Consider the following 22930-nt stretch of genomic DNA (forward strand, 5'->3'; position numbering starts at 1 on the left):
GGCCCGGCTGCTCGACCGGCTGCCCGCGGGCCTGCCGGTCGGGGACGGGTGGGTGCAGGTCGCCGAGCGGGCCGAGGTGCGCTTCCCCTACGACGGGACGCCGGTCGCCGCCGCCCCGGTGGGGGACGTCGCCACGGCGACGGCGGCCCTCGACGCGGCGGTCGCCGTCCGCGACCGGGTCGGCCGGCTGCCCTCCCACGTCCGGCGCCGGGCGCTGCTGGCGGCGAGCGACGTCCTGGCCGCCGCCGGCGAGGACCTCGTCGAGCTGCTCGTGCTGGAGACCGGCAAGCCGCGGGTGGACTGCCGGGTCGAGGTCGAGCGCACCCTGCTCACCCTGCGGACCGCGGCCGAGGAGGTCGCCCGGCTGCACGGCGAGACGGTCCCGCTGGACCTGCTGCCGTCGGGGGAGGGGCTGATCGGGTTCTGGGTCCGCAAGCCGGTCGGCGTCGTCGTCGGCATCGCCGGGTTCAACTACCCGCTGCTGCTCGCCGCGCACAAGGTCGCCCCCGCGCTCGCCGCCGGCTGCCCGGTGGTGGTCAAGCCGGCCCCGCAGACCCCGCTGGCCACCCTGCTGCTCGTGCACGCCGTCCGGGAGGCGCTCGCCGCGGCTGGTGGGCCGCCGTCCGCCGTCCAGCTGGTCACCGGCGGGCCGGACGTCGGACGCACCCTGACCACCGACCGCCGGGTGGGGGCCGTGTCCTTCACCGGCTCGGCCGCGGTCGGCCACCGGATCGCCCGGGACGCCGCACCCACGAAGGTGCTGCTCGAGCTCGGCTCCAACTCCGCGCTCGTCGTGGCCGCGGACGCCGACCTCGACGCCGCCGCCGACGCCGTCGTCCGCGGCGGGTACTACGCCTCCGGGCAGGCGTGCATCAGCGTCCAGCGGGTGCTCGTCGTCGAGGCCGTCCGGGAGGAGTTCCTGCGCCGCCTCGCCGACCGGGTGGCCGGCGTCGTCGTCGGCGACCCGCGGGACCCGGCGACCCAGGTCTCCGCGCTCATCGACCCGGCCGCGACCGCCCGGGTGCAGGCGTGGGTCCGGGACGCCGTCACCGCCGGCGCCACCCTCGTGGACGGGGGCCGGGTGGGTCCGGACGGCGTGCTGGCCCCGGCCGTCCTGCTCGACGTCCCGGACGGGGTCGCCGCCTGGGACGAGGAGGTGTTCGGCCCCGTCGTCGCCGTCCGGTCGGTGCCCGACCTCGACGCGGCACTGGCCGCCGTCAACGCCTCCCGCTACGGGCTGCACGCCAGCGTCTTCACCTCCTCGCTGGAGAGCGCGCTGCGGGCCGTGGACGAGCTCGAGGTGGGTGGCGTCGTCGTCAACGAGGTGCCCGGGTTCCGCTCCGACGTCATGCCCTACGGGGGCGTGAAGGACTCCGGGACCGGTCGGGAGGGACCGCGGTTCGCGATCGAGGAGCTCACCGTCACCCGGATGGCCGTCATCCGGCCGACCCCGAGGAGCAGCTGATGGACCTCTCACCGGAGGTGGCCCGCTACGCCGACCTGTTCCGCCTCGACGGGCGCACCGCCGTCGTCGTCGGCGCCGGGAGCGGTATCGGCCGCGAGAGCGCGTACGCCCTCGCCGCCCACGGCGCGAGCGTCGTGTGCGCCGACCGGGACCTGGCCGCTGCCGAGGCGACGGCCGCAGCCGGAGGTGCGCTGAGCGCCTACCCCCTCGACGTCCTGGACGCCGACGCCGTCGCCCGGGCGGCCGTCGAGCTGCCCGCGGACGTGCTCGTCGTCACCGCGGGGATGAACGTCCGCAGGCGCCTGCTCGACTACACGGCCGAGGACTTCGACCGGGTCGTCGCGCTCAACCTGCGCGCCGCGTTCCACCTCGTCCAGGCGTTCGGTGCAGGGATGCGTGACCGCGGCCGGGGCAGCATCGTCGCCTTCTCCTCGATCCGCGCCGTCACCGTCGAACCCGGCCAGGGGGTGTACGCGGCCACCAAGGCCGGGCTCGTCCAGCTGCTGCGGACCGCGGCCGCCGAGCTGGGGCCGCACGGGGTCCGGGTCAACGCCATCGCCCCCGGCGTCGTCGAGACGCCGCTGACCGCGCCGATCCGGGCCGTGCCGCAGTGGGCGCAGGCGTACGCGACGAAGAGCGCGCTGGGGCGCTGGTCGACGCCGTCCGAGCTGGCCGGCGCGGTCGTCTACCTCGCCTCGGACGCGTCGACCTTCGTCACCGGCAGCCAGCTGTTCGTCGACGGGGGCTGGACGGCGGTCGACGGCCGGTTCACCCCGCCGGAGGCGTGAGGGGCGCCCCCACGGGGTAGCGGTGCCGGCATGAGCGTGGACACCGGGACCGTCACGACACACCTCGACCGGCGCCGCTCCGTCACGGCGGCGCTGCTGATCGGCGTCGGGATCATGGCCGCCATCGACGAGATCGTCTACCACCAGGTGCTGGCCTGGCACCACTTCTACGACCGGTCGACTCCCGCGGTGGGCCTCATGTCCGACGGTCTGCTGCACGCCGCGGAGCTGGTGGCGATCGTCGGCGGCTTCTTCCTCGTCGCCGACCTGCGCCGCCGGCAGGCGCTGGCGGTACGGTCCGCGTGGGCCCGGTTCGTCACCGGGCTCGCCGTCTTCCAGCTGTTCGACGGCATCGTCGACCACAAGGTGCTCCGGGTGCACCAGGTCCGCTACGGCGTGGACCTGCTGCCCTACGACCTGGCGTGGAACCTCGTCGGCGTCGTCCTGCTCGTCGCCGGCATCGTCATGCTGCGCCGCAGCCGGGACGAAGGTCGTGGGTGACCCGCTGCCCCTCGGGCCCGCCGTCGGCCTCCTGCTGGCCGGGGGCTACCTGACCGGTGCCGCTGTCGCCCGGCGGCGGCTGCGGCGCTCGTGGCCGGCGTGGCGGACGGCGGCGTTCCTCCTCGGCGCCCTGGCCGTCGCCGTCGCACTGTCGCCTCCCGTCGCCGGGTTCGCCGCGCACGACGCGCGTGGCCACATGCTCCAGCACCTGCTGCTGGCGATGTACGCGCCGCTCGGGCTGGTCCTCGGCGCTCCGGTCACCCTCGCCCTCGGCGCCCTGCCACCCGGTGGCCGCCGCCGGCTTGTCGCCGTCCTCGGTTCGGCGCCGCTGCGGGTCCTGGCTCACCCGGTGGTCGCGGCGGTGCTCGACATCGGCGGGCTGTTCGTGCTCTACCTGACCCCGCTGTACCACCTGGCGATGACCGACCCCGTCGTGCACCACCTCGTCAACCTGCACCTGCTGCTCGCCGGCTCCCTGTTCACGTGGTCGGTCGCCGCGGTCGAGCCGGCCCCCGGCAGGCCGGGGACGACGACCCGGCTCGGTGTGCTCGTCGTCGCCGCAGGTGCCCACGCCTGGCTGGCGAAGCTCGTCTACGCGAGGGCCGCCGAGCCGCCGCTGGCCGGGATGCACCCGGTGGAGCAGGTCCAGGCCGCCGCCCAGTGGATGTACTACGGCGGGGACGTCGCGGAGGTCGCCCTCGCCGTCCTCGTGCTGGCCGGGTGGTACCGACGGCAGGGTCTGCGGCAGCGCCGGGTCGCTCGCGTCAAGCCCGCTTGACGCGGGTGGTGACGCCGGTCTCCGGCATCCGGACGCTCAGCACCGCGCCGACGGCGAGGACGGCGGCGGTCACCCAGAACGCGGCCCCGAACGACATCCCGTCGATGAGCCAGCCGGCGACGAGCGGGCCGGCGACGGCGCCGACGTCGGAGGACATCTGGAACGCGGCGACGACGGTGCCGCCGCGGCCGCGGACGACGTCCCCGACGACCGCGGCCGGCGCGGCACCGAGGAAGGCCGCTCCCCCGCCGTACACCGCCATCGCGACGAGGAACACCGGCAGCGTCTGCCACAGGGCGAGGGCCGCCACCCCCGCCGTGGTCACCACCGTCCCGGCGAGCATCGCGGGGCGGCGTCCGACGGCGTCCACAACCCGGGCGGCCGGCCACAGCAGCGCGGTCTGGGCGGCGGAGCCGACGAGGAAGCCGATGCCGACCCAGAACGGTCCGCGGCCCAGCGCGTCCGCGACGAACAGCGGGATCACCGCCGACCGGACGCCGAACAGCGCCCAGCCCGTGCCGAGGTTCACCACGAGTGCCGCCTGGTAGGCGGGCCGGCGCAGCGCGGCGCCCAGCGTCATCCGCTGCGGCGCGCCCTCCCCCGTGCCGACGTCGTCGCGCAGCCGGGCGCCGGCGAGGGTGGCGACGGCGACGACGCCGCCGAGGGCGAGCGTCCCGGCGTAGACGAAGAACGGGGCCCGCAAGGAGATGGTCGCGACGATGCCGCCGAGGGCCGGTCCGGCGAGCCCGCCGACGAGAAAGCCGGCCTGCCACAGGCTCGTGGCCCGCCCGCGCTGCTCGGGCCGGGCCACCCGGAGCAGCAGGCTCATCGCCGAGACGGTGAACATCGCCGACCCGACCCCGCCGAGCCCGCGCAGCACGAGCAGCTGGGTGTAGGTCTGCGCGAGGCCGGCGAACAGGCTCGACACCGCGACGATCGCGAGCCCGGTGGCCAGCACCCACCGCTCGCCGAACCTGTCGACGAGACGCCCACCGGCGAGCGCGAACACCAGGCGCATGAACGCGAACGCGGACACCACCGCCGCGGCCGCCGTCGCGCCGACGCCGAACTCCTGGGCGAACAGCGGGATCGCGGGGGCGACGATGCCGAACCCGATGGCTACCGCGAACGCGACCGCGGACAGGGCCCACACCTCGCGCGGCAGGTCGCCGGGCAGGCGTGGTCGCGGGACGGGCACGGGGGTCCTCCTGGGCACGGACGTCGAGCGGAGGCTACCCGGGCGGGACCGAGGTCCCGTCGTCGGATGGCGACTGGACACTTAGTTCAACGAATGTCGGTGTGCTATCGGCACGTTGGGCAAGCGAGCCAGTGAAACGGGCTCTTCGCAGTTGACGGTGTAGGTGGCGACGGCGCGTCGTTGGCCGGGTAGGGGTCGAGGTCTTCCGATGATGGGAGTTCTGACGCTGCCCATCCGAAAGACCTCGACATGCCTGACGCTACCTTCGCTGCACCGGACCTGACCACGTTCGCCCGTCTCGATGAGCTCGGTCTTGAGGTCACCGGGCAACTGCTCAAGCCCGATCGGGCGGTGCTCACCTGCCGGGTCGTCGAGCCGGACCAGTGGTGCCGGCGGTGCGGAGCCGAGGGCGTGGCTCGGGACACCGTCACCCGGCGCCTGGCCCACGAACCGCTGGGGTGGCGTCCCACGACCCTGCTGGTCACGGTGCGCCGATACCGGTGCACCGGGTGCGGGCACGTGTGGCGCCAGGACACCACCAAGGCTGCTGAGCCGCGCGCGAAGCTGTCGCGTCGGGCGTTGCGGTGGGCGCTGGAGGGACTGGTGATCGAGCACCTGTCCATGGCCCGGATCGCCGAGGCCCTGGCGGTGTCGTGGAACACCGCCAACACCGCGGTCCTGGCCGAAGGCAAACGCGTCCTGATCGACGACCCGCACCGTTTCGACGGCGTGCGCACCATCGGCGTGGACGAGCACGCCTGGCGGCACACCCACCGCGGCGACAAGTTCGTCACCGTCATCATCGACCTCACCCCGGTGCGCGAGGGCACCGGGCCGGCACGGTTACTGGACATGGTCGCGGGCCGCTCGAAGCAGGCCTTCAAGGCCTGGCTCGATGCCCGGCCCCAGCACTGGCGCCGCGGCGTGGAGGTCGTCGCGATGGACGGGTTCACCGGCTTCAAGACCGCCACCGCCGAAGAGCTGCCCGACGCCGTCGCGGTCATGGACCCATTTCATGTCGTACGGCTGGCCGGGGACGCCCTGGAGGACTGCCGACGCCGCGTCCAACAGGACACCCGCGGGCACCGTGGCCGTAAGGGCGACCCGCTCTACAACGCCAGGCGGACCCTGCTCACCGGCGCTGACCTGCTCACCGGCAAGCAGACTCACCGCCTGCAGGAGCTGTTCGCCGTTGACGCCCACGTCGCTGTGGAGACCACCTGGGCCGTCTACCAGCGGATGATCACCGCCTACCGCGACCCCGACAAGACCCGCGGCCGCGAGGTCATGGCCGCCATCATCGACTCCCTCGCCAGCGCGGTGCCCACCGGCCTGACCGAGTTGCGCCAACTGGGCCGGACCCTCACGCGCCGCGCCGCCGACGTCCTGGCCTACTTCGACCGCCCCGGCACATCGAACGGACCGACCGAGGCGATCAACGGTCGCCTCGAGCACCTCCGCGGCTCCGCCCTCGGCTTCCGCAACCTGACCAACTACATCGCGCGGTCCCTGCTCGAGACCGGAGGCTTCAGACCGCGACTACACCCTCAATCGTGAAGAGCCGGGTTCCCCATACGGGCATGCGATCTGGGCTGACGCCTGTGACCGAGTGTTCAGTGCGCGCTGTATAGTTCAGTCCATGCTGACTATTGCTTCGCGTCTCGACGTGATGAACCGCCTGGGTCGTGCACTGGCCGACCCCACTCGATCCCGGATCATCTTGACCCTGCTCGACCATCCCGCTTACCCGGCGGAACTGGCCCGAGATCTGGACCTGACACGCCCGAACGTGTCCAACCACCTGGCATGCCTGCGCGATTGCGGGATCGTCGTCTCCGAGCCCGAGGGTCGTCGGACACGATATGAGATCGCCGATTCACACCTGGCGCAGGCGCTGACGGCACTGGTCGATGCCACCCTGGCAGTGGACGAAGACGCCCCGTGCATCGATCCCGCCTGCTCGCTTCCCGGATGCGACGCAGCTGGGGAGGGCGCATGATCCTCACCTCGGTCTTGCAGGCGATGGGCCTGTTCGCAGCGACCAACATCGACGACATCATCGTGCTCTCCCTCTTCTTCGCGCGAGGGGCAGGCCAGCGCGGCACTACCGCCCGCATTCTGGCCGGCCAGTACCTCGGATTCGCCGGCATCCTCGGTGCCGCGGTCCTGGTGACCATCGGTGCCGGAGCATTCCTGCCCTCGGCAGCCATCCCGTACTTCGGTCTCATCCCACTGGGCCTCGGCCTCTGGGCCGCATGGCAGGCCTGGCGCGGAGACGATGACGACGATGACGACGAGGCCAAGGTTGCCGGCAAGAAGGTCGGCGTGTGGACAGTCGCAGGCGTCACCTTTGCCAACGGCGGCGACAACATCGGCGTCTACACCCCTGTCTTCCTCATCGTGGAACCTCTCACAGTAGTCGCCTACTGCATCGTCTTCCTCGCGCTCGTCGCGGTCCTGGTGGCCCTGGCAAAGTTCGTCGCCACCCGCCCCCCGATCGCCGAAGTGCTCGAACGCTGGGAGCACATCCTCTTCCCCATCGTTCTCATCGGCCTCGGCATCGTGATCCTCGTCAGCGGCGGAGCCTTCGGACTCTGACGTAGCGGCAGCGATCCAAACGGCCCCGACCGGGCGCACCCCTCTCGGTTCAGACCGCGACACCTACCTGCAGCCAGTCCTGCGTGATCGCGGCAACAAGACCGCCACGGAGCGCTGCAAAAACCCCGCCACCAAGCGAACGAAGCCACAGGTCGACAACCACCTGCACCACGGCAACGAGCTGGGCATCGACGAGCGCACGGTCTCCTGGCGCCGGGTCCTGGACGTCAACGACCGGGCACTGCGCAACGTCGTCATCGGCCTCGGCGACCGGGTCGACGGGGTGCCGCGGCAGAGCGGCTTCGACATCACCGCGGCCAGCGAGGTGATGGTGATCCTGTCGCTGGCGACCTCGCTGGCCGACCTGCGGCGCCGGCTCGGCCGGATCGTCGTCGCCTCCACCCGGGACGGCGCGCCGGTGACCGCCGAGATGCTCGGCGCGGCGGGGGCGATGGCAGTCATCCTGCGCGACGCCCTGCAGCCGAACCTGCTGCAGACCCTCGAGGGCACTCCGGCCCTCGTGCACACCGGGCCGTTCGGGAACATCGCCACCGGGAACTCCTCGGTGGTCGCCGACCTCGTCGGCGTCCGCACCGGGGACTACCTCGTCACCGAGGCGGGGTTCGGCGCCGACATGGGGCTGGAGCGGTTCGTCGACGTCAAGTGCCGGGTCTCCGGGCTGGTCCCGGACGCCGCCGTCCTCGTCGTCACCGTCCGCGCGCTCAAGGCCCACTCCGGGCGCTACCGGGTGGTCGCGGGCCGGCCGCTCCCGCCGGAGATGCTCGAGGAGAACCCGGACGACGTGCGCGCGGGGGCCCCCAACCTGCTGGCGCACCTGCGGATCGCCCGACGGCTGGGCATCTCCCCCGTGGTCGCGATCAACGCCTTCCCCGGCGACCACCCGAGCGAGCACGCCGTGATCCGCAGGCTCGCGCAGGACGCCGGGGCCCGGGTGGCCGTGACGACGCACGTCGCCGAGGGCGGCAAGGGCGCGCTCGCCCTGGCCGAGGCCGTCGTGGCCGCCGCCGGGGAGCCGTCCACCCTGCGCTTCCTGTACGAGCCGGAGGTGCCGCTGCCCGACAAGATCGAGCGGATCGCCCGCGAGATCTACGGGGCGGACGGCGTGGACCTCGCCCCGGCGGCCGCCGCGGACCTGCGCCGGTTCACCGAGCTGGGTTTCGGGCACCTGCCGGTGGTTGTCGCCAAGACGCACCTGTCGTTGTCGTCGGACCCGCGGCTGCTCGGTGCGCCGACCGGGTGGCGGCTGCCCGTGCGCGAGGTCCGGCTCGCCGCCGGCGCCGGGTACGTCTACGCGGTCTGCGGTGACATGCGGACCATGCCCGGTCTGCCGCGGCACCCGATCGCCGAGCGGATCGACCTCGACGACGACGGCGAGGTCGTCGGGCTGTCCTGAGGCCGTCCGCCGGCGGTCGCGCCGCGACCGGACGGGTCAGCGGCGAGTGAGCTGCAGCCGCCACGCTTCTGGGCCGCGCTCGAGGTAGGCCACGTCCAGCGCCCCGCCGTGCCGCTCGGTGAGGTGCCGGAGCAGGGGCTGCGGGTCGTGCGGGGCGACGAGGACGAGGGCGCCGCCCGTCGGCAGGGCGTCGACCGCACCGAGGACGGCGCCGTGCCGGATCGCGTGCGGGATGGCCCGGACGTCGAGCTCAGGCAGCGCGGTGTCGTGCTCGCCGCAGGCACACCCGCCCGAGTCGTGACCGCTGATGGAGACCGACTGCTGCATGGGAGGACCCTTCTAAGGAGGGAGCGGGACCGGGCTGGTGGCCCGGCGTCTTGTTTTACTACAATAGTACCCGTGGAAATTAAACCCGGTATGGGGCCGGCACCCGTCCGGACCGGGGCGACGGGCCGCTCGCTGTCGGGCCAGCGCGCCGTCGTCCTGGAACGCCTGCAGCACAGCGGTGAGCCGCTCACCGTCACCGGGCTCGCCGCCGAGCTGGGCCTGCACCCGAACACCGTCCGCGAGCACCTCGACGCGCTGGTCGAGCGGGGCCTCGTCGTCCGGGGGCGACAGGCGACCGGGCGACGCGGGCGGCCGGCGTGGACCTACGCGGCCGCGGCCGACCTCGTCGAGCCTGACACCAGGGTCCGCGACTACGCATGTCTGGCGACCGCACTGGCTGCGCACATCGCGCTGAGGAGCGCGGACCCGACGGGCGACGCCCTGGCCGCCGGTCGGGACTGGGGCCGCGGGCTTGCCGCCGCCCACCCGTTCGAGCGGCCGCCGTCGGCGACCGCGGTGCGCCGCCGGGTGGTCGCCCTGCTCGACGAGCTCGGGTTCGCCCCGCAGGACGACGCCCGCTGCACGACGGCCGCCCTGCGCCGGTGCCCGCTGCTCGACGTCGCCAGCCGGTACCCCGAGGTCGTCTGCCAGGTGCACCTCGGGATCGTCCGGGGCGCCATGGAGGCCTACGGCGGTCAGCCCGAACGCACCGCCCTCATCCCGTTCGCGGAGGTCGGCGCGTGCCGCCTGCACCTGCTGACGGCGGCCTGAAGGCCCTCCGTGACTGAGCTGCTGGCTGGACCCGTCACCGCTGGCGCGGCCGGCCACCCGCCGACCAGGCGGAGGCTGCCCTGGCCGCGGCTGCTGCTCCTGCTGCCCGCCGCCGCCGCCCTGCTGCTCGGCCTCGACGCCGCCGTGACGCTGCTCGGGCTGCCGGCCCCGCTCGCCGCGCCCCGGCTGGGGGAGGTGCACGGGGTGCTCCTCGTCCTCGGCTTCGCCGGCACCCTCGTCGCCCTCGAACGGGCCGTCGCCCTCGGCAGCCGCTGGGGCTACCTGGCCCCTGCGGGTCTCGGCGCCGGCGGACTCGCCCTCGTCGCCGTACCGTCCCCGGCGTTCGCCGGTGCGCTGCTCACTGCCGGGACAGCGGCCCTCGTCGCGGTCTACCTGCCGCTGTGGGGTCGTCAGCCGGCTGCGGCGGTCGTCGTCCAGGCTCTCGGTGCCGTGCTGGCGGTGGGGGCAGCGCTGTTGTGGTGGGGCGGCGTCCCGGTCCCGCACCTGCTGCCCTGGCTGGCAGGCTTCCTCGTTCTCACCGTCGCCGGGGAGCGGGTCGAGCTCGCCCGGGTCGCCGTCCTCGACCCGCGGGCGGAGCCCGTCGTGGTCGCGGCCACCGGCCTGCTCGCCGCCGGCGTCCTCGTCGGGCTGCTGTGGCCGGTCGCGGGAGCGGCCGGCACGGGTGCCGCGCTGCTCGCCACGACAGCCTGGCTGGCCCGCTACGACGTCGCCCGGCACACCGTCCGTGGCACCGGGCTGCCGCGGTTCACGGGCTGGGCCCTGCTCGCCGGGTACGGCTGGCTCGCCGTCGCCGGAGGGATCTGGCTGCTCGGCGGGCCGGTCACCGCCGGCCCCGGCTACGACGCCGTGGTGCACGCCGTCTTCCTCGGCTTCGTGATCTCGATGATCATCGCGCACGCCCCGGTCATCCTGCCCGCGGTGCTGCGCCGGCCTCTTCCCTACCGGCCAGCCATGTACGCGCCGTTGATCCTGCTGCACGTCTCGCTCGCCCTGCGCATCGCGGTCGGGGACCTGGGCGACGTCGGCTCGGCCTGGCAGCTCGGGGGCCTGCTCAACGTCGTCGCCGTCCTGCTCTTCGTCGCGGTCGCCGTGTGGTCCGCCGCCACGGCCAACCGTCCCCGGACGTCGTCGTGAGCCGTGCCGCCTGGCACCTGCGGACCGGTGCGGTCGTCGCGGCCTGGCTGCTCGCCCTCGTCGTCGTCGCCCTGGTCCACCCGTTCGTCCCGGCCGCGCGGTGGCTGCTGGTGCACCTGCTCGTGCTCGGCGCGGTGAGCAACGCCATCCTGATCTGGACCTGGCACTTCGCGGCGGCCCTGCTGCGGCTGCCGACCGAGTCGCTGCGCCGAGGCCAGGGGCTGCGGCTCGTGCTGTTCAACGCGGGCGCGCTCGGTGTCGTCGTCGGCACGGTCACCGGTGCCCGGGTCCTCGTGACGGCGGGCGCGGTGGTCGTCGCCGGGGTCTCCGGCTGGCACGCCACCGCGCTGCTGCGCCGGGCGCGGGCCGCGTTGCCGTCCCGGTTCGGTGTGACCGTCCGCTACTACGTCGCCGCGGGCCTGGCCCTGCCCGTCGGGGCGGTGCTCGGGGTGCTGCTCGGCCGACCGGGGCTGTCCGATGCCGGGCACGGTCGCCTCGTCGTCGCCCACGAGGTCGTCAACCTGCTCGGCTGGGTGGGGCTGACCGTCGTCGGCACGCTCGTCACCCTGTGGCCGACGATGCTGCGCACCCGGGTCGCGGACGGCGCAGAGCGCGCCGCCCGGCGGGCCCTGCCGGTGCTCGTCGGCGGGGTCGCCGCTGCGGCGGCTGCGGCCCTGGCCGGCTCGCTCGTCCTCGCCGCGGTCGGCGTGCTCGTCGTCCTCGCCGGCGTCGTCGCGGTTGCCGTCCCGCACGCCGAGGAGGTGCGCCGTAAGGCGCCGGTCGAGCTGCCGACCGCCTCCGTGCTCGCCGGGATGCTGTGGCTGGCCGGGTCGCTCGTCGTCCTCGCGGTCGGGCTGGCGACCGCGGGGGACTGGGCCGTCGCCGGTGAGCGGGCCGGTGCGCTGACCGCGCCGCTGCTGGCGGGGTTCGCCGCCCAGGTGCTGCTCGGCGCGCTCAGCTACCTCGTCCCGGTGGTGCTCGGCGGCGGGCCGTCCGTGCAGCGGGCGACCTCGACGCTGCTCGGACGTTCCGGCTGGGCCCGGCTCACCGCTGCCAACGCCGGTCTGCTGCTCGCCGTCCTCCCGGTGCCGAGCCTCGTGCGAGTCGTGCTCTCCGTCGTCGTCCTCGTCGCGCTCGGGTCCGCCCTGCCCCTGCTCGTGGGCGCCGTCCTGCTCGCCCGCCGGCTGCGCGGGGCGCCGCCGCAGCCTGCCGGTCCGCAACGGCACCCGACCGCCCAGCGCCGACTGGGCATGGCTGCCGCCGGCCTCGCCGTGGTCCTCGCCGGCACGGCCGGCGGCGTGGCGCTCGACCCCGCAGCCGCCGGCATCCCGCTCACCACCGCCTCCCCCGCGGCCGGTGCCGCCCCGGCCGGGGAGACCGGCCGGACGACGACGGTCACCGTCCGGGTCGAGGGGATGCGGTACGTGCCGGACGTCGTCGAGGTGCCCGCCGGGGACCGGCTCGTCGTCGTCCTCGACAACACCGGCGACGACCGGCACGACCTCGTCCTCGCCAACGGGGCCCGCAGCGACCGCGTCGGCCCCGAGGAGCGGACCCGCCTGGACGCCGGTGTCGTCACGGCGGACCTCGACGGGTGGTGCTCCGTCGCCGGGCACCGGCAGATGGGCATGGTGCTGACCGTCCGCGCCGTCGGGGACCTCGACGTGCAGGCCGACCCGGGACCGGCCTTCGACCCCTACGACCCGCGGCTCGACCCCGCACCGGCCGGCGCGGTGCACGAGGTAACCCTCCTCGTCCGGGAGGTCGAGCGGGAGGTCGCCCCCGGCGTCCGGCAGACGCTCTGGACCTTCGGCGGGACGGCGCCCGGACCGACGCTGCGCGGCCGGATCGGTGACGTCTTCGACGTCACCCTCGTCAACGACGGGAGCATCGGCCACTCGATCGACTTCCACGCCGGTGCGCTCGCGCCCGACCGGCCGATGCGGACGATCCAGCCGGGGGAGTCCCTGCGCTACCGGTTCACCGCCACCCGGGCCGGCATCTGGATGTACCACTGCTCGACGGCGCCGATGTCACTGCACATCGCCAACGGCATGTTCGGCGCCGTCGTCATCGACCCGCCGGACCTGCCGCAGGTCGACCAGGAGTACGTGCTCGTGCAATCCGAGTACTACCTCGGGCCGCAGGGCGGGGTGGCGGACGCCGACCGGGTCGCCGCCGAGCGACCGGACCTCGTCGTGTTCAACGGGTACGCGAACCAGTACGACCGGGAGCCGCTGACCGCCCGGGTGGGGGAGCGGGTGCGGGTGTGGGTGCTGGCGGCTGGTCCGCAGCGGGGCAGTGCGTTCCACGTCGTCGGCGGGCAGTTCGACACGGTGTGGTCCGAGGGCGACTACCGGCTGCGGCCGGGTCCGGGCGGGGCGCAGGTCCTGGCTCTTGCCCCGGCGCAGGGCGGCTTCGTCGAGCTGGAGCTACCCGAGCCAGGCCGCTACCCGTTCGTCACGCACGCCATGGTGGACGCCGAGCGCGGCGCGCACGGCGTCCTGGAGGTGGTGCCGTGACCGGAATGCCGGCGACCGGGCTACCGTTGGCGGTGGTTGAATGTCTAACCACTGCCGGAAGGGGCCTGCCGTGCCCGCGATCACCGTTCCTGATCTCACCGTGCTGCCCCGGTTGCCGCGGGTCGACCGCAGCGTGCTCACCGAGCGGCCCGTCCGCTCGGTGACGACCGCGCCCGACGGGTTGGAGGGCGAGGGCTTCCCGGTCCGGCGTGCGTTCGCCGGCGTCGACCTGCGCGACCTGGACCCGTTCATCCACATGGACCAGCTGGGCGAGGTGGAGTACGCCGCGGGCGAGGCGAAGGGCACCCCGTGGCACCCGCACCGCGGTTTCGAGACCGTCACCTACATCCTCGACGGGACGTTCGAGCACGCCGACTCCGAGGGCGGCGGCGGCGTGATCACGAACGGGGACACCCAGTGGATGACCGCTGGCAGCGGGCTGCTGCACATCGAGCGGCCGCCGGAGGAGCTGGTGCTCAGCGGCGGGCTGTTCCACGGCGTCCAGCTGTGGGTGAACCTGCCACGGGCCCAGAAGATGGCCCAGCCGCGCTACCAGGACCTGCGCGGGAACGAGTCGGCTCTGGTCAGCTCGGACGACGGCGGTGCGCTGGTCCGGGTCATCGCCGGTGACCTCGGCGGCCACCGCGGGCCCGGGGTGACGACGACTCCGATCACGATGGCGCACGCCACGGTGAGTCCGGCCGCCCGGCTGGAGACGGCCTGGCCGCCGGACTTCAACGCGCTCGTCTACGTGCTCGCCGGGCAGGGCACGGTCGGCCCGCAGGGCCACCGGATCCGCAAGGGCCAGCTCGCCGTCCTCGGCGCCGGTGGGGCGCTGTCGGTCGCCGCGGCCCCGACCCAGCCGCAGGCCGAGCCGAACCTCGAGGTGCTGCTGCTCGGCGGCCGGCCGATCCATGAGCCGGTCGCCTGGGCCGGGCCGTTCGTGATGAACACCCGCGCCGAGGTGGTCCAGGCGTTCGAGGACTTCCAGGCCGGCCGCCTCGGCCGGGTCCCGGCCGTGCACGGCGCGCCGACGTCCGTCGTCGAGGGCTGACGCGACAACGTATCCACCGTGCTGGGTCGCCGCGGCCCGGGCTCGGCTGCAGCGCTCGTCCTCTGGCTGCACGTGCTCCCCTCGCGGAGGAGGATGGACGTCGCCCGGGTCGAGCACGCAGCGATCACCTCGGCCCGTCGCGCAGACGTCCACCGTCGACTGTTCGGAGGGACTCAGTGATCGACTACTCGACGTTGATCCAGACAGCAGGAGCGCGGGCGAACGCTGCCGACAGCAACGAGGCACGGCAGGCGGTGGAGGCGGTCGTCACCGTCGTCGCACTGGCGCTGGACGACGACGAGCGGGGGCGGTTGGCCGACGTCCTGCCCGGTGCGCTCCGCGGCGCCGCAGCACTCCCGGGTCCGGCCACACCGGTGGCCAGCAGTGCGGCCCTGGTGCGCACGGTGAGCGAGCGGAGCGGCTGCCCGGCTGAACGGGCCCGCTTCTACACCCAGGCCGTGCTCGCCACCGTGGCCGACGCCGAGCCCGAGGTGGCGGAGCTGATCGCCCGGCGGCTACCGGACGGCCACGACCTGTTCTCACCGATCGACCAGGGAGTCACCGCTCGGGGGTCCGGGGTACCCACCCGGCAGAGCCCCCGCATTCTCGACCGAGACGAGATCGCCCGACAGCTGGACGGACTGACCGGATGGGAGGGTGACGAGCTCCGGCTGCGGAGAACCGTGGTGCTCCCGCCGGACCGGGTGCGGCCGCTCCGTGACGCCGTCGGTCGTGTCGAGCGGGAGCTGGACCATCACGCACGAGTCACGCAGGACCAGGGAGCGGTCACGTTCGAGGTCTGGACGCACTCCCTCGACCGCGTGACCGACATGGACGTGGAACTCGCCCGCAGGATCAACAGGGCGGTGGAGGAGATCGGCGCATCGGGATGACGCCGCCGCGTCTGCGGTGACGACACCCACGGCGGCCCCGCTGCTCAGGTCGGTGGCGCGTTCCACGACACCGACCGGTGCACTGTGCCACGGTGTGCCCGTGACCAGCACAGATGCGATCGCCGCCGACGGACTGCGGGTCCTCCGGCTCTGCAGTGTCTTCGAGCCCGCGCCCGACCCCAGCCGCCGACTGGGCGAAGAGCTCGACGGCCGCACCGCCGGGTTCGACCCCGTCGGCGGGATGCAGAACCACACCGCGGTGCTCACCCGCTACCTGGACGCCCGAGGCGTCGCACAGACCGTCCTGACCTCCCGGCTCGCCGGGCCCCGTGGGACGACTCGGCTGGGCGCGGGCGCGCTGGTGGTCCGGGTCGGCCTGCCGGTCCGGTTTCTGCGCCAGTTCTGGGCTCTCGCGGCGCTGCCGGCCGCGCTGCGACGGCGGTCGGGGGTCGACGTCGTCCACGCTCACCAGGGGGAGGACCTCGCCGTCCTGCCACTGGCCTGGCTGGCCGCCCGCCGGCACCGGTGCCCGCTGGTGGCGACCGTTCACTGCAGCGTGCAGCACACCCTGCGCGGACGCGGCCTGCGGGCCCTACTGCTGCACCGGCTCGGCGGGGCGGTCGAGCGGGCGACCCTGCGCCGGGCCGACGCGGTCGTCGTCCTCACCACGCGGGCGCGGGCGGGCTTGCTGGCCGACGGGATCGCCGCGGAGCGCGTCCACGTCATCCCTTCCGGCTTCGACCCCTCGATCTTCGCGGCCCCGGCCGACCGGCCACCGGAGCGAGCCGGCGGCCTGCGGATCGGCTACGTCGGGCGGCTGGCCCCGCAGAAGCGGCCGGACCTCGTGGTGCAGGCGTTCACGCGGATGGCCCAGCCGGCGCAGCTGGTGGTGGTGGGGGACGGCCCCGAGCGCTCGCGCGTCGAGTCGCTGGTGGCCGACAGCCCCGCCCGCGACCGGATCAGCCTGTCGGGGTTCGTCCCGCACGACGCGATCCCCGGTGTTCTCGCCGGGCTGGACGTCCTGGTGCTCCCGTCCGCCTACGAGGAGATGGGGTCGGTCCTGGTCGAGGCGATGGCCACCGGCCTGCCGGTCGTGGCCAGCAACGTCGGCGGCATCCCCGAGGTCGTGGGGGACGGCGAGACGGGGCTGCTGGTCCCCCAGGGTGACGTCGACGCGCTCGCGGCGGCCCTCGACCGGCTGGTCGCCGACGACGAGCTGCGGGGCCGCCTCGGCCGGGCGGCCCGCGCCCGGGCCGCGGCGTACGCCTGGCCGGAGCTGTCGTCCCGGGTGGCCGGCGTCTACGCCGCGGTCTCGGGGCGGGCGGCAGTGTCCTCGGCCCGCCGCTGAGGCCGAGGCGACTGCTTGTCCTCGGCGACGGGGCCGCCGACCCGGCCGCGGTCGGTTGTGGTGGCGGCACACGTGATGGCGGTACGAGGGTGGCGGGATTGCATGATCACGAACAGGGGGGAGGAGGGATCACGGTGGAGGGGGGTTCCGCGGGTCAGGCGTCGAAGTCGAGGACCACCTTCGGGGTCGTCGGCACCGACTGGCACGCCAGCCGGAAGCCGGCGGCGATCTCGGCGTCCTCGAGGGCGTAGTTGCGGGCCATCTCCACCTCACCCTCCACCACCTTGCAGCGGCAGGTGCCGCACACGCCCCCCTTGCACGCGTACGGGGCGTCGTTGCGGACGGCGAGGGTCGCGTCGAGGATCGAGCCCTCCTCGGGCATCGGGAACGTCGTCGTCCGCCCGGCCAGCCGGACGGTCACCTCGCTGCCCGACTCCTCGCCGTCCAGGCTGACCCGACGGGTCATCCGCGGCGCCTCGCCCTCGACGTGGAAGAGCTCGAGGTGGATGTCGGGCTTGGGCACGCCGCGCTCGACGAGCGTGGCGTGCACCTGCTGGACCAGGGCGTAGGGACCGCACAGCAGCCACTCGTCGACGTCGTCGGGGGGCAGCAGGGTGTCCAGCAGGCTGTGCAGCTTCTCCTCGTCGATGCGGCCGTGGAGCAGGTCGGCGTCCTGCCACCACTCGCGGGACAGCACGTGGACCAGCTGGAGGCGGTCGGGGTAGCGGTCCTTGAGGTCGGCGAGCTCCTCGAGGAACATCACCGACGCGGTGGTCCGGTTGCCGTAGACGAGGGTGAACCGGCTGGCCGGCTCTGTCTCCAGCACCGTGCGCAGGATCGACATGACGGGCGTGGTCCCGCTGCCCGCGACGACGGCGGCGTAGTGCTTGGCGTTCGCCGGGTCGACGGCGACGCCGAACCGGCCGGCGGGCGGCATCACCTCAAGGGTGTCGCCGACCTGCAGGCCGGTGCTGACGTGCCCGGAGAACAGCCCGCCCTCCAGGCGCTTGACCGCGACCCGCAGCCGGTGCTCGGACGGCGCCGAGCAGATCGAGTACGAGCGGCGGACCTCCTCGCCGTCCAGGTGCGCGCGCAGGGTGAGGTGCTGGCCCGGGGTGAACGCGAACACGTCGGCGAGGTCGTCGGGCACGTCGAACGACACCGCGACGGCGTCGTCGGTCAGCTGCTCGATCTGGGAGACCCGCAGCGGGTAGAAGGTGCTGTGCCCGCGGGAGGCCGCCACCTGCTGGTGCGTCGAGGTGGTGCCGGCCTCGTCCGTCACGTCGCCGCTCACCTCAGTCGTCACGTCGGGGCCCCTCAGATCGCCTTGAAGTGGTCGAACGGCTCGGAGCAGGCGCGGCACTGCCACAGCGCCTTGCACGCGGTCGAGCCGAAGTGCGACAGCTCTCGGGTGTCGAGGGAGCCGCAGTGCGGGCAGCGCACCGACAGGGTGACCGGGACCGCCCCGCCGGCCCGGCGGCGTCCGGGTGGGGCGATCCCGTACTCGGCGAGGCGCCTCTTGCCCTCGTCCGTCATCCAGTCCGTCGTCCACGCCGGGGACAGCACGGTGCGGACCTCGACGTCGGCGAACCCGTTGCGCCGCAAGGCGTCCACGACGTCGGTGCGGATGGTGTCCATCGCCGGGCAGCCCGAGTAGGTGGGCGTGATGGTGACGACGACGCGCCCGTCCTCGGTGACCTCGACGTCCCGCAGCACGCCGAGGTCGGCGATGGTGAGGACGGGTACCTCCGGGTCGGCCACCTCACCGGCCACCCGGCGGGCCGTCTGCGCGCGGGACGTCGCCGTCCTCACCAGGTCGCCCCGGGGTGCGAACGGTGCAGGTGCTGCATCTCGGCCAGCAGGTACCCGAGGTGCTCGGTGTGGACGCCGTCGCGACCGCCGAGCGGCAGCCGCCGGCTCGGCTCGGGCACGGCGAGAGTCGCCGCGGAGACGACGGGGGTGACGGTGTGCTCCCACTCGGCGCGCAGGGACGCCGGGTCGACGGCGACGCCGTCCTCCAGCAGCCCCTCGGGGACCCACGAGCCGTCGAACAGCTCCGGGACGTACGGCCAGACGGCGGCGAGACCGGCCTGCATCCGCCGGTGGCTCTCCGACGTGCCGTCGCCGAGCCGGATCACCCAGGACGACGCGTGCTCGAGGTGGTAGGAGACCTCCTTGACGGCCTTGCCGGCGACCGCGGCGAGCCGCTCGTCGGCGGATCGCTCGAGCCGCCGGTACAGCGCCTGGGCGTAGGCGGAGAAGACGAGCAGCCGCGCCATGGTCACGGCGAAGTCACCGTTGGGCAGCTCCACCAGCTGGACGTTGAGGACGTCGCGCTCCTCGCGCAGGTAGGCCAGGTCGTCCTCGTCGCGGCCGGCACCCTCGACCTCGCCGGCGTAGGTGAGCAGCATCCGGGCCTGACCGAGCAGGTCGAGCCCGATGTTGGCGAGCGCGACGTCCTCCTCCAGCTCAGGGGCGTGCGCGATCCACTCGGCGCAGCGGTGCGAGAGCACGAGCGCGTCGTCGCCGAGGGACAGCGCGTACCGGGCGAGATCGGGCAGCGCCCGGGTCGCGGGGGTGGCCCGTGCGCTCACAGGTGCGGCACCCCCTCGGGGATGTCGTAGAACGTCGGGTGCCGGTACACCTTGTCCGCCGCCGGGTCGAAGAACGCGTCTTTCTCGTCCGGGCTGCTGGCGGTGATCTGCGCGGCCGGCACCACCCAGATGCTCACCCCCTCGCTGCGGCGGGTGTACAGGTCGCGGGCGTTCTGCAGGGCGAGCTGGGCGTCCGGGGCGTGCAAAGACCCGACGTGCTGGTGGCTCAGGCCGCGGCGCGGCCGGACGAACACCTCCCACAGCGGCCAGTCCCGGCGGGCGGCGTCCGGGGCCTGGGCGACGTCCGGGGCCTGAGCGGCGTCCGGGGTGCCGGTGCTCACGCGACCACCGCCTGCGGGTCGGCGGCCTGCTTGGCGGCGTAGGCGGCGGCCTCGCGGACCCAGGCCCCCTCCTCGTGCGCGGCCCGCCGGGTCTGCAGCCGCTCGGCGTTGCACGGGCCGTTGCCCTTGAGCACGTCGTAGAACTCGTCCCAGTCGATGGCCCCGAACCGCCAGTGGCCGGACTCCTCGTCGAAGCGCAGCTCGGGGTCCGGCAGAGTGAGTCCCAGCACCTGCGCCTGCGGGACGGTCATGTCGACGAAGCGCTGACGCAGCTCGTCGTTGGAGTGGCGCTTGATGCCCCACGCCATCGACTGGGCGCTGTTCGGGGACTGGTCGTCCGGGGGGCCGAACATCATCAGCGACGGCCACCACCACCGGTCGACGGCGTCCTGCGCCATCTGCTTCTGCTCCGGTGTGCCGTGGCTGAGGGTGTGCAGGATCTCGAAGCCCTGGCGCTGGTGGAAGGACTCCTCCTTGCAGATCCGCACCATCGCCCGGCCGTAGGGACCGTACGAGCAGCGGCACAGCGGCACCTGGTTGACGATGGCGGCGCCGTCGACGAGCCAGCCGATGGCGCCCATGTCGGCCCAGGTGAGCGTCGGGTAGTTGAAGATCGACGAGTACTTCTGGCGGCCGGTGTGCAGGAGGTCCAGCAGCTCGGCGCGGTCGACCCCGAGGGTCTCCGCGGCGCTGTAGAGGTAGAGGCCGTGGCCGGCCTCGTCCTGGACCTTCGCCATGAGGATCGCCTTGCGGCGCAGGCTGGGGGCTCGCGTGATCCAGTTGCCCTCGGGCTGCATCCCGATGATCTCCGAGTGCGCGTGCTGGGCGATCTGGCGGATCAGGGTCTTGCGGTAGCCCTGCGGCATCCAGTCCCGTGGCTCGATCCGCTCGTCGGCCGCGATCAGGCGGTCGAACTCCGCCTGCAGGGCCGCGTCCTCCTCCGAGGACGGCGCAGCGGGCGCGGCGACCCCCGACGGGCGCTGGTCCGGCTGCTCACCGAAGTCGTTGCCGTACACGAGACCCTCCACGTGTCTGCTCCAACCGACCGAACGGTCGGTTCCCAGGATGCGGGAGGGACCTGCGCACCGTCAACCGGAGCCCGCGGCGTCCGGGGCTGTCGGTGTCCGGGGCCTGTCGGTGTCCGGCGCCCGTCGCGCGGCGCACGTGGCTCAGCGGCGCAGGCCGTCGAAGGCGATGCGGACGACGGCGTCCCCGAGCTCCTTCGGCCCCAGCCCGTGGTGACCGGTGGCTGCCGGAGCCACGTGCGGAGAGCCGGAGGGCCGGTACCACTCGACCAGCGAGTTGATCATCCCGAACAGCAGCCGGGTGACCACCGCGGGGTCGACGTCGTCCCGGACGTCGCCGTCCGCGGCCGCCTCGACGACGAGCGCGGCCACCGTCCGGTCGAACTCCCGGCGGCGCTCCAGCGCCCAGCGCTCGGTCTCGGTGTTGCCGTGCACCCGCAGCAGCAGGGTCACGTAGGGCAGCCGCTCGACGAGCACCGCCACCGTGCGGCGCACGACGTGCTCCAGGCGGTCGATGGCCCGCCCGGTGCTGGCCTGCGGCTCGGCGAGGACGTCGAACAGCGGCCCGACGGCGCGCTCCAGCGCCGTGCGCAGCAGCTGCTCCTTGCTGGCGATGTGGTGGTAGAGCGACGACTTGGACAGCCCGGACGCGCGGGACAGGTGCTCCATCGACGTCCCGTCGTAGCCGCGCTCGATGAACACGGTGACGGCGACGTCGAGCACGGAGTCGGCGTCGTGCCGGCGCCGGCCAGGGTGCCGCTCACCGGCTCCCGCCGGCGGGGCGGGCATCTGCGACACGGGCGGCCTCCCGCAGGGGTTGATGGTCCAGGCTTGATGGTCCAGGCCTTGATAGTGCACGGGCCGACCGGCAGCATAGGACCGACCGTTCGGTCGGATGCCAGCACACTCGGGAGAGAGGACTGCCCGCCCATGCCAGAGGCCTTCCTCGTGGACGGGGTCCGCACGCCCGTCGGTCGGTACGCAGGCGCGCTGTCCTCCGTGCGCCCGGACGACCTGGCCGCCCACGTCCTGCGCGAGCTGACCGCTCGGCACCCGGACGTCGACTGGGAGGCCCTCGACGACGTCGTCCTCGGCTGCGCCAACCAGGCGGGGGAGGACAACCGGGACGTCGCGCGGATGGCGCTGCTGCTCGCCGGCCTGCCCGAGACCGTCAGCGGGACCACCGTCAACCGGTTGTGCGGTTCCGGCGCCGACGCGCTGGCCGTCGCCGCCCGGAGCATCCGCGCCGGGGAGGCCGACCTCGTCCTGGCCGGCGGGGTCGAGTCGATGAGCCGGGCCCCGTTCGTCATGGCCAAGGCGCAGAGCGCGTTCGACCGGCGCGCCGAGGTCCACGACACGACGATCGGGTGGCGGTTCGTCAACCCCGTGCTCGAGGAGCGCTTCGGTACCGACTCCATGGGCGAGACCGCGGAGAACGTCGCCGCCGAGTTCGGGGTCTCCCGTGAGGACCAGGACGCCTACGCCCTGCGCTCCCAGGAGCGGGCGGCGGCCGCGCAGGCGTCCGGGCGGCTGGTCCGCGAGATCGTCCCCGTCCCGGTCCCGCAGCGCCGGGGCGACCCGGTCCTCGTCGACACCGACGAGCACCCGCGGCGGACGAGCCGGGAGGCTCTGGCCGCGCTGCGGCCCGCGTTCCGCGAGGGCGGCACGGTGACCGCGGGCAACTCCAGCGGCGTCAACGACGGGGCCGCGGCGCTGCTCGTCGCGTCGGAGGCGGCGGTCGAGCGCTTCGGCCTGCAGCCGCTGGCCCGGGTCGTCGGTGCCGCCACGGCCGGTGTGCCGCCGCGGATCATGGGCATCGGCCCGGTGCCTGCGAGCCGTCGCCTGCTCGACCGGCTCGGCCTGACCGTGGCGGACCTGGACGTCGTCGAGCTCAACGAGGCCTTCGCGGCGCAGGTGCTCGCGGTGCTGCGTCAGCTGGGGATCCCGGACGACGCCGAGCACGTCAACCCCAACGGTGGCGGTATCGCCCTCGGGCACCCGCTCGGGATGACCGGCGCCCGGCTCGCCCTCACCGCGGCCACCGAGCTCGCCGTCCGGGACGTGCGGCGGGCGCTGGTCACGATGTGCGTGGGCGTCGGCCAGGGCATCTCGGTCCTGCTCGAGCGCACCTGACCCACCTCGTCGTCCCAGCCCGCCG

General features: G+C 74.0%; 23 protein-coding genes. 15 read left to right on the top strand and 8 right to left on the bottom strand.

The window, feature by feature from the left end:
• Nucleotides 1-7 precede the first annotated feature (7 nt).
• Genes HJG43_00225 through HJG43_00240 form a run of 4 tightly spaced genes read left to right on the top strand, consistent with a single transcriptional unit; the run spans nucleotide 8 to nucleotide 3532 of the window.
• Entirely contained in the window at nucleotides 8-1465 is a 1458-nt protein-coding gene (locus HJG43_00225; protein ID UER55567.1) for an aldehyde dehydrogenase family protein, read from the top strand.
• Entirely contained in the window at nucleotides 1465-2253 is a 789-nt protein-coding gene (locus HJG43_00230; GenBank protein UER53242.1) for an SDR family oxidoreductase, read from the top strand. Before HJG43_00225 ends, HJG43_00230 begins: the two co-directional genes overlap by 1 nt.
• A gap of 30 nt (nucleotides 2254-2283) precedes the next feature.
• The gene (locus tag HJG43_00235; protein ID UER53243.1) at nucleotides 2284-2754 is read left to right on the top strand and encodes a DUF2243 domain-containing protein; all 471 of its coding nucleotides are present in this window, start codon (nucleotides 2284-2286) and stop codon (nucleotides 2752-2754) included.
• The gene (locus HJG43_00240) at nucleotides 2747-3532 is read left to right on the top strand and encodes a cytochrome c oxidase assembly protein (protein ID UER53244.1); all 786 of its coding nucleotides are present in this window, start codon (nucleotides 2747-2749) and stop codon (nucleotides 3530-3532) included. Before HJG43_00235 ends, HJG43_00240 begins: the two co-directional genes overlap by 8 nt.
• Here the strand turns inward: HJG43_00240 and HJG43_00245 are convergent.
• Nucleotides 3519-4748: an MFS transporter gene (locus tag HJG43_00245; GenBank protein UER53245.1), complete on the bottom strand. Its 1230-nt coding sequence runs from the start codon at nucleotides 4746-4748 to the stop codon at nucleotides 3519-3521. The genes HJG43_00240 and HJG43_00245 overlap by 14 nt on opposite strands.
• A 231-nt stretch (nucleotides 4749-4979) precedes the next feature.
• On the opposite strand from HJG43_00245, the gene HJG43_00250 reads away from it, so the two are divergent.
• The 4 genes from HJG43_00250 (at nucleotide 4980) to HJG43_00265 (ending at nucleotide 8742) form a co-directional block, all read left to right on the top strand.
• On the top strand, nucleotides 4980-6287 hold the full coding sequence (locus HJG43_00250; GenBank protein ID UER53246.1) for an ISL3 family transposase: 1308 nt from the start codon (nucleotides 4980-4982) through the stop codon (nucleotides 6285-6287).
• 82 nt (nucleotides 6288-6369) lie between these two features.
• The gene (locus HJG43_00255) at nucleotides 6370-6729 is read left to right on the top strand and encodes a winged helix-turn-helix transcriptional regulator (protein ID UER53247.1); all 360 of its coding nucleotides are present in this window, start codon (nucleotides 6370-6372) and stop codon (nucleotides 6727-6729) included.
• Nucleotides 6726-7328: a cadmium transporter gene (locus tag HJG43_00260; GenBank protein UER53248.1), complete on the top strand. Its 603-nt coding sequence runs from the start codon at nucleotides 6726-6728 to the stop codon at nucleotides 7326-7328. The genes HJG43_00255 and HJG43_00260 overlap by 4 nt, the downstream gene beginning before the upstream one ends.
• A gap of 13 nt (nucleotides 7329-7341) precedes the next feature.
• Nucleotides 7342-8742 carry a formate--tetrahydrofolate ligase gene (locus HJG43_00265; GenBank protein ID UER55568.1) on the top strand — a complete coding sequence of 467 codons (1401 nt, stop codon included), beginning with the start codon at nucleotides 7342-7344 and terminating at the stop codon, nucleotides 8740-8742.
• Nucleotides 8743-8778: 36 nt separating this feature from the next.
• On the opposite strand, the gene HJG43_00270 is transcribed toward HJG43_00265, so the two are convergent.
• The gene (locus HJG43_00270) at nucleotides 8779-9069 is read right to left on the bottom strand and encodes a DUF2249 domain-containing protein (GenBank protein UER53249.1); all 291 of its coding nucleotides are present in this window, start codon (nucleotides 9067-9069) and stop codon (nucleotides 8779-8781) included.
• A 90-nt stretch (nucleotides 9070-9159) separates the two neighbouring features.
• Between HJG43_00270 and HJG43_00275 the strand changes: the two genes are divergently transcribed.
• The 6 genes from HJG43_00275 (at nucleotide 9160) to HJG43_00300 (ending at nucleotide 16812) form a co-directional block, all read left to right on the top strand.
• Nucleotides 9160-9840, top strand: a complete 681-nt coding sequence (locus HJG43_00275; GenBank protein ID UER55569.1) for a helix-turn-helix domain-containing protein — start codon at nucleotides 9160-9162, stop codon at nucleotides 9838-9840.
• Nucleotides 9841-9915: 75 nt separating this feature from the next.
• Nucleotides 9916-10995 carry a hypothetical protein gene (locus HJG43_00280; GenBank protein ID UER55570.1) on the top strand — a complete coding sequence of 360 codons (1080 nt, stop codon included), beginning with the start codon at nucleotides 9916-9918 and terminating at the stop codon, nucleotides 10993-10995.
• Entirely contained in the window at nucleotides 10992-13517 is a 2526-nt protein-coding gene (locus HJG43_00285; protein ID UER53250.1) for a multicopper oxidase domain-containing protein, read from the top strand. Before HJG43_00280 ends, HJG43_00285 begins: the two co-directional genes overlap by 4 nt.
• A gap of 70 nt (nucleotides 13518-13587) precedes the next feature.
• Nucleotides 13588-14571 carry a pirin family protein gene (locus HJG43_00290; protein UER53251.1) on the top strand — a complete coding sequence of 328 codons (984 nt, stop codon included), beginning with the start codon at nucleotides 13588-13590 and terminating at the stop codon, nucleotides 14569-14571.
• A gap of 176 nt (nucleotides 14572-14747) precedes the next feature.
• Complete coding sequence (locus HJG43_00295) at nucleotides 14748-15464, top strand: DUF2267 domain-containing protein (GenBank protein ID UER53252.1); 717 nt, start codon at nucleotides 14748-14750, stop codon at nucleotides 15462-15464.
• Between the two features lie 118 nt (nucleotides 15465-15582).
• A complete protein-coding gene (locus HJG43_00300; GenBank protein ID UER55571.1) occupies nucleotides 15583-16812 on the top strand; it encodes a glycosyltransferase in 1230 nt (409 codons plus the stop codon).
• Between the two features lie 154 nt (nucleotides 16813-16966).
• On the opposite strand, the gene paaK is transcribed toward HJG43_00300, so the two are convergent.
• The 6 genes from paaK to HJG43_00330 form a co-directional block, all read right to left on the bottom strand.
• Nucleotides 16967-18241: a phenylacetate-CoA oxygenase/reductase subunit PaaK gene (paaK, locus tag HJG43_00305; protein ID UER55573.1), complete on the bottom strand. Its 1275-nt coding sequence runs from the start codon at nucleotides 18239-18241 to the stop codon at nucleotides 16967-16969.
• A complete protein-coding gene (gene paaJ / locus HJG43_00310; protein UER55574.1) occupies nucleotides 18130-18627 on the bottom strand; it encodes a phenylacetate-CoA oxygenase subunit PaaJ in 498 nt (165 codons plus the stop codon). Before paaJ ends, paaK begins: the two co-directional genes overlap by 112 nt.
• Nucleotides 18621-19373, bottom strand: coding sequence for a phenylacetate-CoA oxygenase subunit PaaC (paaC, locus tag HJG43_00315; GenBank protein ID UER55575.1), 753 nt, complete (start codon nucleotides 19371-19373; stop codon nucleotides 18621-18623). Before paaC ends, paaJ begins: the two co-directional genes overlap by 7 nt.
• 29 nt (nucleotides 19374-19402) lie before the next feature.
• Nucleotides 19403-19747 (bottom strand): 1,2-phenylacetyl-CoA epoxidase subunit B, encoded by a 345-nt coding sequence (paaB, locus tag HJG43_00320; GenBank protein UER53253.1) that lies wholly within the window; start codon nucleotides 19745-19747, stop codon nucleotides 19403-19405.
• On the bottom strand, nucleotides 19744-20763 hold the full coding sequence (gene paaA, locus HJG43_00325) for a 1,2-phenylacetyl-CoA epoxidase subunit A (GenBank protein ID UER55572.1): 1020 nt from the start codon (nucleotides 20761-20763) through the stop codon (nucleotides 19744-19746). Before paaA ends, paaB begins: the two co-directional genes overlap by 4 nt.
• Nucleotides 20764-20916: 153 nt before the next feature.
• Nucleotides 20917-21561 carry a TetR/AcrR family transcriptional regulator gene (locus HJG43_00330; protein UER55576.1) on the bottom strand — a complete coding sequence of 215 codons (645 nt, stop codon included), beginning with the start codon at nucleotides 21559-21561 and terminating at the stop codon, nucleotides 20917-20919.
• A gap of 141 nt (nucleotides 21562-21702) precedes the next feature.
• On the opposite strand from HJG43_00330, the gene pcaF reads away from it, so the two are divergent.
• Nucleotides 21703-22905 carry a 3-oxoadipyl-CoA thiolase gene (pcaF, locus tag HJG43_00335; protein UER53254.1) on the top strand — a complete coding sequence of 401 codons (1203 nt, stop codon included), beginning with the start codon at nucleotides 21703-21705 and terminating at the stop codon, nucleotides 22903-22905.
• Nucleotides 22906-22930 lie beyond the last annotated feature (25 nt).

Source organism: Kineosporiaceae bacterium SCSIO 59966, assembly GCA_020881835.1.
Lineage (GTDB): Bacteria > Actinomycetota > Actinomycetes > Actinomycetales > SCSIO-59966 > SCSIO-59966.